The following is a 10,893-nucleotide window of genomic DNA, read 5'->3' on the forward strand; positions in this document are numbered from 1 at the left end:
AAAATAACATTATTTACTTTTCGAGTAGGATAAGTAGAAAAAAAGGAAGTTTTTCTTTGAAGAAAGCTCTTTTGACAGGAATAGATTTTTTCATAACTAGAACAAATAAATTAATAATCACATATACTGTATTGTCGTTAAAGCAAGACATTATTTTCTCAGAACAAGGGAATCACTAGAAAAATACGTGATTCCTTTATTCTTCAATATAATGTCAATAGTTGATTTGAAATAACCGAAGAAATAAAATTTTTGTTAATGGACAATCACATAATTTTAGGTATAGTAGGTTTATAATTTAGACTATAAAAATTAATGTATCTTTTATTATTTTAACCAAGAAGACTCCCTCCATAAGGAACTCACAGCAAGTATGGGTAAGTGGGAGTAGTTCAAAGCATGCAATATTGTTTGATTTGGCTAATACATAGATTTCTCATCTCAGAACTGGTGTAAGAATTATAATGTTTATACCATTCTATTGTATTTTCTAAAGTCTGTTGTAGGGACCATTTTGGCTGCCAATTAAGATTGAATTTTGCTTTGCTAATGTCAAGGTTTAGTAAATTTGCTTCATGAAAATTTATTGGACCTATATTTTCTGCTGTCCAATCCCCGCAGCTCCAAATATCTAGTAAACTGGTCACTAATTTTTCTACTGAAACAATATTGCTTAGGGATGGCCCGAAGTTCCATGCTCCTGAAAAAAGGATACCATTATTTATAATTTTTTCTGTAAGGAGTAAATACCCGCTTAAAGGTTCTAGTACATGTTGCCAGGGTCTAATAGCAGTAGGATTTCTAATAATAATCTTTTTGTTTGATTCTAATGCTCGTATACAATCGGGAATAATTCTATCTATTGACCAATCACCACCACCAATTACATTACCAGCTCGAACACTTGCAATTATTTTCTTGTGTTGAGAAAATTTTTCTTCTGAAAAGTAAGAATTACGATAGGAAGAAATTAAAAGTTCGCAGCATCCTTTGCTTGAGCTATATATGTCATGGCCGCCCATAGGGTCAATTTCACGATAACCCCAAGGCCATTCTTTATTCTCATAGCACTTGTCACTTGTCACCATAATTCCTATTTTAGCTGATTCATGTAATCGAATTGCCTCTAGTACATTCATAGTTCCTACAACGTTTACCTCGTATGTTTCTCTAGGATATTCATATGAATACTTAACTAGAGGTTGGGCAGCTAAATGGAATACAATTTCAGGTTTATAATCTGTAAAAACCTTATTTAATTTATTAAAATCTCTAATGTCTCCACGAATATCAATTATATTATTTTGAAGGTTAGTAATGTTAAAGTTATCATTTTTATTTTTAGGATCTAATGAATATCCGATTACAGCAGCACCTAATTCATTCAACCATAGGGATAACCAAGAACCTTTAAAACCAGTATGTCCAGTAATTAAAATTCTTTTTCCGTAAAAAGCATTATTAAAGTTTTGGTTTAACAATTAGTCCACCTCCTTTAGTACCCTATTTTTAGGGGGTTAGGTATAAATGTTTATTATTTTTATACCAATTAACAGTTTTTATAATTCCTTCTTCAATATTAATTCTAGGTTCCCAGGAAAGAGAGTTTTTTATTTTTTGCACATCCGCTTCAGGAACCCATCTTTCATTTGTTCTAGAGGAAATTGCACCGTAATTTGGTCTGGAATTGGTTTTCAAATGTTTGAATAATAATTCTACATAATGTTTCAAGGGGTGAATAGTGCCGCTCCCAATATTAAAGATTTCATTTTGTACAGTAGTATTTTCTACTGCTAGGATACAGGCATCTATTACATTTTCTATATAACAATAATCTCTTAATTGATTACATAAAGTTAAATTTACATCTTTGTTTTGTAATACTCGCAAGATTATATAGCTAAAAATTTTATGCGGCTCTTCGCCTTCTCCGAATATGCCAAAAGGTCTTAATGTTATAAGATTAATATTGTTTTCGCTAGCAATTTGATGGGCCAGTATAGTAGCAGCAGCTTTGGTACTTCCATAGATGTCCACAGGAGTTAGTAACATATTTTCATGAATAGGTTCCATCTTGTTACCGTATTCAGAACTACTCCCAAAATTGATGATTTTTTTACAATTCACCAATTTTGCTGCTTGAATAATGTTACAAGTCCCTATAACATTTGTTTCTATAGCATGGATGTAATCTGTATGGGCAGAATTTACACCATAGGCTGCCAGGTGAAAGATATAATCGGGATTAATTTTCTTTATTGCATCTTGTACTTGTTTTTTATCTCGTATATCTATTTCATAGGTTTCAATATATTTTAGAATATCCTTTAGTCTCCAAGAGTTTGATGGTGTTCTTATGAAAAGAACAATTTTTGCTTGTAAATTTAAAAGTCTTCGTGCCAAGTGAGAACCAATAAAACCGTATCCACCAGTAATAAGGAAAGTTTTATTTTTAAATGAAGCAATCATAGTGATAATCTATCCTTTATTAAGATGTATTTTTAGTTGCTGAAATAAATAGATTTATTTTTAAATAAGGAAAGTATCAGTTTTAATTGTGATGAGGGGAGGGGTATTTAAAATAATTTTTTATTGTTGTTGTATCAATTTGGTCAGCAAATAAAGAGGAGGGAGATTTTTGAAAAGTATTATGAAGGGTATGACATGTCTTGTTCAATTGTTCAATATAAGGAATGTATATATAATCTAAAACTGCTGGAGGTAATTCTAAAGTTTCTTGTTTCCATAAATCGAACTCATTTGGATTAATAATTTGCATACTTCCAAAATGAAAAGCTATTAATTCATCTTGATCAATAAAAACTTTATTATCTGTTTTGGATATAGAACTGCTATTTAAAATGACATTCCAAGGTGCTGCATCAATACCTTTATGAGTCATAATTTTTATATTAGAAAAGATGTTAGGAATGTGATTTAAATATTTTTGGTCACCCCATCTATTCATTTCAACATCATATTGATTATTGCAATATTCTAGGCATTTATCTTTCCACCATGTTAAAATTTCTTTACTATTTTGATCGTTTTTGAAGCCTACTAAACCAGCTTGGTATATACCGTGTATGCTTTCAATTTCAGTAGAGCTTCTTTGAGGGCAAAGGAATACAGAGTACTTCCACCATTCATCAAGAATGATATTAGGTGCTGTAAAGAAATACATATCAGCATCACAATATATAATGTGATCAACTTCCGGATAAAGACTAAGGACATGTAGACATAGGGGCGCTTTTAATGTCCAACAATATTCTTGTAAACTTCTATCATTTTTTATACTGAGGAGTTCATGATTTTCAATATCCTTTACCGGAATTAGTATGGCATGCTTTAATTTTAATTTCTCTAATATTTGATACGTTAGATCATCCATACAACAAATCCATACAGTAAATTTAGCGTTGAAATTTTCTAAGGAATAATAAGAAGTCAATCCTTGGATTAATCGTTCTTTACTTATAATCATGGAAAAGTTCATAAAATGATTGGATTGATTCATTTTTCTTCTTAATTGTGAATCTTTATATAAAGTTTGAGCTTTATTTATATCTTTTTTACTTAAAAATTGTTTAGTATCTTTATTGAATTTATCCTTTAATTGCTTTAAAACAAATTGAATTCTCTCTAAATACGGAGTGTAAATATGGTTTAATATATTATTGGGTATTGAAATTTCTCCCAAAGACCAAAGATCAAAATCATTTTCAGTAAAGATAGTAATACATGCAAAATGGTAAACAACTAGTTTGTCGTTTTCAATAAATATATCGTTTTTAGTCTTGTCAATTTTATAATCGTTATTATATATACAGTTCCAAGGCGCAGCATTTATACCTAAGTTATTTGAAATTTTTACTTTTGGAAAATATATAGGGATATAATCTAAATACTTTTGGTCTCCAAATTTCCCCTCCTCAGCCTCGGCACTGCACCAATCTATACATTTATTTTTCCACCATCTTACACTTTTTAGTCCATAGAGATCATTCTTAAATCCAATTAGACCAGCCTGATATTTTCCATACATTTTTTCTACCCAATCACGATCTCTTTGGGGGGTTAGGAAAATAGAATGGTCACCCCATTCCTCAAAAATAATATTAGGGTCAGAAAAAAAGCATAAATCACCATCACAATATAGAATAGATGGTAAATCATAATTGACCAATAAATATTCTATCAAGACAGATTTTAAAGTCCAACAATATTCATTTACTTTTCTTTTTCTCTTAATTGCTTTTAGTTCACGATCTTCCAATTCTTCAACTTGTAAAAGGTTTACATTAATTAAACTCATTTCTTTTAATAGTGAATATGCAAAAGGATCTATACAACAAATCCACAATGTGAATTTTTCTGAGTACTGCATTAATGATTGCTGTAAAGCAATAATTTTCAAGACATACTCACTACCTACAATGACGCAGAAATGATTATTTAGATCATGTTGTTGATTATAGAATTGGGGATCAATTCTTTTTTGAGTATTTTTTTTGGAGAGATTTGAAGCTTTAATTCCTGTTGAAAGTGGGTTAACTATTTTCTCATTAGAGGGGATATACAATCGAGGTAAACTTATTTTTTTATCATTAGAGTTCAATGCTTATTCAGTCCTCTCCACTAAAATTTATTTGGATTCCAACTTTCATTTACAGTTTTTAAATCTTTAGGTGTATCGACACTAGCCCAAAAGTCATTGTGTTCATAGACTGCGAGCTCATTGTCTTTTATTAAATTTCGAAGAGGATCTTCTTCTAGAACACAATCATCATTACTACTTAAATAATCGAATATTTCTTTGTTAAATACAAAAAAACCGCCATTAATTACTTCATCAAGTAATGGTTTTTCTTTAAAATCAATAGCAATTCCATCTTCGACCGCCAATAGGCCGTATTGACTATTTTTTTTAATTCCAGTTAATGTAGCAATTTTTCCTTTTTCTTTATGGAATGCTATTAGTTGATCAATATCTATATTGGCTAATCCGTCACCATAAGTTAATAAAAAGGTTTCACCCTGTACAAAGGATTCAAGTTTTTTTAGTCTTGCCCCGGTCATTGTATCAATTCCTGTATCTATAAAGTGTATATTCCAATTTTCTAATTTCTGAAGTAGCGTATATTGACTGGTTTTAAAATTCAAACTAAAGTCATTCTCTTTCCAGCTAAAGTCCATAAAATATTCCTTAATTTTCTCACCTTTATATCCTAAGGGCAAAATGAAATCAGAATGTCCATATTTTCTATACCAATTCATTATATGCAAGAGGAGAGGCTTTCCTTGAACTCGAACTAATGGTTTGGGAATGTCCTCTAAAATTCCTTGCATCCGAAGCCCTTTTCCGCCACACAAAATTATGACTTTCATAGATTTATTTCCTTCCTCTCAATATATTTTACTAATTTAAACTATGTAGTTTGTTTGGTAAATGTATACACGGTTGTACCATAATGACAATCAACTAAAAAAATATGTTAGATTTATAATTCAGATGTTGATTAAACGTGGAGAATACACATTGTAGTTTATCATTAATTATATGTAAATTAGGTTCTTTTAAAATCTATGCTTTAGTTTATTTAATATTAATGAAAGAAATTGCTTGTTCTTAAGATAAAAGAAGGGGAAGGAAATCAAGGGAATTGAAGAAGCTTATAATGAAATATCCAAGAAGACAAAATATAAGATAAAGTATGGAAGTAAGTAGTCGTGAATGCACTACATAAGCAGAATATGCTGATCGCATAAATGATTATACAGAAATCAACAGAAGAATAACAAAGGGAATTAGCCATTTGAAGGAAAATGGAACAACTATTTTTACATTTTATAAATTCAAAAAAGAGCACCGCATAAAGGTGCTCTAGTGATGGAACTAATTTTGTAAAGAACTATTTATTCAATAAAGAAGGACTTACGAATTATTATATGAACGTTTTGTTAATTAAGTGTGTATCAATTAGACAGGAATTTTATTTCTCTACACCTATTTGATTTTACGGGCCAAATCATGTTAAAAGTAAGAAGAAAATTATTAAGTTAATGTTATTTTGTTTAAAATAGCATTCCAATCGGAATCATCACCTTCCCATCTATCCTGATAACGTGGGAGTTCAATTGAACAAACCCTCGATATTCCCCAATTTTGTTCAACAATATTAGATATACCCTCCTTGAAATTAACAATAAGGATATTAAAATCCTTATTTGTAATTTCAGATAATACGTTTTGTAATTCAACCGCTTCATCTCGATTTCCCCAAATTCTAATGAATAAAATGGATTCACTACTATTTATTTTTTCAAGGAATTGATTAATTCTAGTGTCTAATTTAGCTTTAAAAGAAGGATAGGTTGATTTCAAATCCTTTTCTGAATTAATAGGAAAATCATGCATTGAAAAACAATTATAATAAGTGTCCTTTATACAGTAGGTAATTCGTTCTGCCCATTTAATTTGATTATCAAATTCTGATTCAATAAGACCGTAACTTTCTGAACCTTCTATAATCATATTTTCCAACTTCATAAATTTTTTAAATCGATTTTGAAGTAATCTGTTTACATCTGAAAGTGATGGATAATAAAACCAATCTAAAGGTCCAGAAAATGTTCTTAAATTGTGTCTTTTGATTTGGTTGGTGACTTGACACAATCCTCCTAAACTTACAATTACGCCATAGGATTTTTGTATATCTTCTAGGTTCATCCTCATCATCCTTTATAAAAGTAATTTAAATTATCTGTTCAGTATATGATGCAATAACATATTGATGTGGACCTATATATCACAGTACATAGAGCTAAGACATTTGTATAAATTTAAAAAGTCAAATACCTAAGTTGAGGGATTTCATCTTTGATGTTATATCATGGAGTTACTATTGGAATGAAAGCTGGTAGGGATATTGCGCCAGAGTTATATTTTCTGCAGTAACTTAATTTAGAAAACTGTTCTTGATTACTGTAGTAAAATTGTTGTTTTTTAAACATTACTTATCCGGATTCATGAAAAGTATTTTAATGTATTATTTTATATAACAATATTTTAGTTTTAATATTAAAACTAAAATATGGAAGTAACATAGGGGATTTACGCATATAGTAATGTTAATGGTAAAATTAACAAAATTTTCATTTAAATCAGATAAAACTATGATGTTTTTAACTTATAATAATGTTACTACGATGAAAAAATGGCTACTAATTAGTTAATTTAAAAATCAATTTTAGATAGGAAGAGGATAATGAAGACCAGAGATAGTTATAAAATTATTGTAATTGGTGCTGGGACAGCAGGACTATCTTCTACTGCACATTTATTACGAAATGTACCCCTATTGAAAGAAAGTATAGCAATTATTGATCCATCAAAAAAACATTACTTTCAGCCACTATGGAGTTTAGTGGGGGGAGGAATTGTTTCAAAGGAAAGTACGATGCGTAATCAGGAATCGCTTATTCCAAAAGGGGCAACGTGGATCCCTAAAAGTGTTGTTAAGTTATTTCCATCTGAAAATAAGATACTTTTAGATGACGGACTGCTACTTGAGTATGAAATTCTTATTGTAGCAGCTGGTATACAAATAAATTGGGACAGTATTAAAGGCTTAAAAGAGTCTATTGGCACTAATGGGGTATGTAGCAATTATTCTTATACATATGTTGATTCTACTTGGAGAGAAATTGAAAAATTTAAAGGAGGAAATGCGCTTTTTACCCACCCTAATACTCCTATTAAATGCGGTGGTGCTCCACAAAAAATTATGTACTTAGCAGAGGAGTATTTTTGTAATAGTGGTGTAAGAAACAGAAGTAAAGTAATATTTTATTCTGCAAACAATAACATATTTCAGGTTCCACGATATGCAAATACTTTAGAACAAGTACTAGAAAGAAAGCAAATTATAACGAATTATAATAAAAATCTAGTGGAAATTATCGCCGAAAAGAGAGAGGCAATTTTTGAAGATACGCAAACACTAAAAAGAGAAACCGTACCATATAGTATGATACATGTTGTTCCGCCAATGGGGCCACCTAATTTTATTAAAGAGAGTGAGATAAGTGATCATCAGGGGTGGGTAGATATAAGCCCTTATACTTTGCAGCATGTGCAATATAAAAATATTTTTGGACTTGGAGATTGTACCAATTTACCTACCTCTAAAACTGGAGCAGCAATTCGAAAACAAATACCCGTCTTAAAACAAAATATTATGGACGTACTTAGCGGAAGAGATTTACAGGCTAAATATGATGGATATACATCATGTCCGATTGTTACAGGATATAAAAGTCTTATACTTGCTGAATTTAACTATGAACATGAGCCTCAAGAAACGTTTCCATTTAATCAAGCGAAAGAACGGTATAGTATGTTTTTACTTAAAAGATATATGTTGCCATATATGTATTGGAATTTAATGTTGAAAGGGATTCTATAGGAGAAGATAAAAAGTGGTTACAAAAATTGAAAATTAATTTGAAATAACTAATTGGAGGGAATAGCTATGCTTTTAAAATATTTTTATGATGAAAAATTAGCACATGCTTCCTATTTAGTCGGTTGTCAGAAAGAAGGCGTAGCAATCGTTATTGATCCTAGTCGCTATATAGAACAATATATAGAATTTGCTAAGAAAGAGGGGATGGAAGTAATTGCTGCGGCTGAGACTCATATTCATGCTGATTTTCTTTCTGGGTCTAGAGAACTTTCTAATCTTTACCATGCAAATTTATATGTATCTGATGAAGGAGATTGTGATTGGAAATATCAATATCTTAACGAAGGTCGATACAAATTGGTTAGAGAGGGCACAGAGTTTAAAGTAGGTCATATAAAATTTAATGTAATTCACACCCCAGGGCATACGCCTGAAAGTATTTCTTTTTTAGTAACTGATACAAGTCAAAATAATTATACGAATGATAAACCGATAGGAATATTCACAGGTGATTTTATATTTGTAGGAGATATAGGAAGACCGGATTTATTAGAAACTGCAGTCGGTATTAAAGATACTGCAAAAATAGGAGCGAAACAATTATTTGATTCTATACAAAAAATAAAAATACTTCCTGATTATTTGCAAATATGGCCATCACATGGTGCGGGAAGCGCATGTGGAAAAGCATTAGGAGCAATTCCAACTTCTACATTAGGTTATGAAAAGATGTTCAATTGGGCATTTCGGTGTAATGAAGAAAGTGATTTTATATCGACTTTATTGACGGGACAGCCAGAGCCTCCAAAGTATTTTTCATTAATGAAGAATTTAAATAAGTATGGTCCGCCAATTCGTAAGAAGAGAAAAAGTACTGCTATTAATACAGTAGAAGAACTTCAAGAAATTTTGAAGAGCGTTTATCAAATAGTTGATATAAGGGATGTAGAGAGTTTTGCTGCAGGTCATATCGAGAAGTCAATTAACATACCTTATAACAATTCTTTCACAACTTGGTGTGGATGGTTATTAGATTATAAAAAAGAAACTTTAATAATTCTAGATGAGGAAAAAGTTAAAGTAGAGGCAGTTATTAGAGAATTTGAATCTATTGGGTTAGATAATATTATTGCTTTTGCACCCTTAAAAGTAATACAAAGACTTGATAGATTTGAAAGTTACAAAGAAAAAACATCGATTGAATTATATCCGCATATAAAAGGTGGAAGCGTTAAGGTTATCGATGTGCGTAGTAAAAAAGAGTGGGAGGAAGGACACCTTCATGATGCAATACATATCACTTTAGGTAATCTATTTGAACAACTAGATTATATACCGAAAGATTTTCCAATAGTTTTGCAATGTCGAACCGGATTACGTTCCGCTATAGCAGCTAGTATTTTACAAAGAGCTGGTATAAAGGAAGTAGTGAATTTAAAGGGAGGATTTCTTGCATGGAAAGAAGAAGGGCTTCCTTATACAACATGCAATCTCAATGTGTAGGAAAATATTATATGCTAGGTAAGAATAATTAAAAGAAGTTATAGATGACGTGTTAGAAAAGGGAATCATAATTGTCGCAGATTCAGGAAATACATTAGGATTATTAATTGATTATCCAGTTAAATATGAAAATGTAATATTTGTTTTAGCATTAAATAATTTAACATTGGATCCATCTTTTATGGAATGGCAGTGTTGGAAGTACTTAGGTATTATCAATAAGAACCCAATTTAAAATTCTCTTGGATGCAAGAGAATTTTTTTATTGGGAATAGTAAGGGGGAGGGGAGGTGCATTACATATGGGAAAAGGTAGAAGTAATAATGCTGGTAAAAAGCAACCGAATTTTGATGATTCATCTAATTTTGCTAAACAAAGCCAACCGACAGAAAAGAAGAAGAAATAAGAACAGGAGCTCTCTTGATAAAGGGAGCTCCTGTTAAAAGTGGACTGACGTTTCAGAATAACATATCGATGGATTAACCCAATAGCCATAAATACAAGGTTTTAATTTTTCGAAGGGCACCTAATTTAATATTATTGTCCCGCTTTTTTATACTTATTGACGCGTTAAATCCATTTAAAATGCTCCTTAATGGCGTTGGGCGTGACCTTCATTAAAATTTTTTAAACCTAATGGGACTTACCATTAAGAGGGCGAGGATTAAAGTAATCCATGCATTACTATATGAAAACAATGCCATACCAGCCAATGATAATCTTGCAGCTGGAATAGGTAATCCCTTAAAATATCCAATAGTTGGTTTAATACTAAATTTAGCTAATCTTAAAGCACCCATTGTTGGGAATAGGATAAATGCCAAAGAAGTTAAAATAGAAGGTGTTGCTATCGTATGAAATAAAAGCGCAGGAGCGACGCCGAAACTAACAATATCAGCTAAGGAATCCAATTCTACGC

The 10,893-nt window shown here is 30.9% G+C and carries 8 protein-coding genes; 2 read left to right on the forward strand and 6 right to left on the reverse strand.

The genetic code is table 11. The features are described 5' to 3' along the window. Positions 1 to 392: 392 nt before the first annotated feature. The 5 genes from rfbG to GBN78_RS25780 form a co-directional block, all read right to left on the reverse strand. Positions 393 to 1,481 (reverse strand): CDP-glucose 4,6-dehydratase, encoded by a 1,089-nt coding sequence (gene rfbG / locus GBN78_RS25760; protein WP_000934339.1) that lies wholly within the window; start codon positions 1,479 to 1,481, stop codon positions 393 to 395. Positions 1,482 to 1,509: 28 nt separating this feature from the next. Next, positions 1,510 to 2,469 (reverse strand): NAD-dependent epimerase/dehydratase family protein, encoded by a 960-nt coding sequence (locus GBN78_RS25765; RefSeq protein ID WP_000561952.1) that lies wholly within the window; start codon positions 2,467 to 2,469, stop codon positions 1,510 to 1,512. Positions 2,470 to 2,551: 82 nt separating this feature from the next. Next, complete coding sequence (locus GBN78_RS25770) at positions 2,552 to 4,621, reverse strand: hypothetical protein (protein WP_001087521.1); 2,070 nt, start codon at positions 4,619 to 4,621, stop codon at positions 2,552 to 2,554. 20 nt (positions 4,622 to 4,641) lie between these two features. Beyond that, a complete protein-coding gene (locus GBN78_RS25775) occupies positions 4,642 to 5,391 on the reverse strand; it encodes a sugar phosphate nucleotidyltransferase (protein WP_000864433.1) in 750 nt (249 codons plus the stop codon). Between the two features lie 667 nt (positions 5,392 to 6,058). Next, positions 6,059 to 6,733 carry a papain-like cysteine peptidase gene (locus tag GBN78_RS25780; RefSeq protein ID WP_044584736.1) on the reverse strand — a complete coding sequence of 225 codons (675 nt, stop codon included), beginning with the start codon at positions 6,731 to 6,733 and terminating at the stop codon, positions 6,059 to 6,061. A gap of 538 nt (positions 6,734 to 7,271) precedes the next feature. On the opposite strand from GBN78_RS25780, the gene GBN78_RS25785 reads away from it, so the two are divergent. Next, on the forward strand, positions 7,272 to 8,471 hold the full coding sequence (locus GBN78_RS25785; protein WP_000857316.1) for an FAD/NAD(P)-binding oxidoreductase: 1,200 nt from the start codon (positions 7,272 to 7,274) through the stop codon (positions 8,469 to 8,471). A gap of 66 nt (positions 8,472 to 8,537) precedes the next feature. Further along, positions 8,538 to 9,974: an MBL fold metallo-hydrolase gene (locus GBN78_RS25790; protein ID WP_000925322.1), complete on the forward strand. Its 1,437-nt coding sequence runs from the start codon at positions 8,538 to 8,540 to the stop codon at positions 9,972 to 9,974. A gap of 617 nt (positions 9,975 to 10,591) precedes the next feature. On the opposite strand, the gene GBN78_RS25800 is transcribed toward GBN78_RS25790, so the two are convergent. Continuing rightward, positions 10,592 to 10,893 (reverse strand): CDP-alcohol phosphatidyltransferase family protein (locus GBN78_RS25800; RefSeq protein ID WP_481747364.1); only part of this gene is annotated, 302 nt, incomplete at its 5' end.

It is taken from the genome of Bacillus sp. B2-WWTP-C-10-Post-4 (genome assembly GCF_009183805.1).
GTDB lineage: Bacteria > Bacillota > Bacilli > Bacillales > Bacillaceae_G > Bacillus_A > Bacillus_A cereus.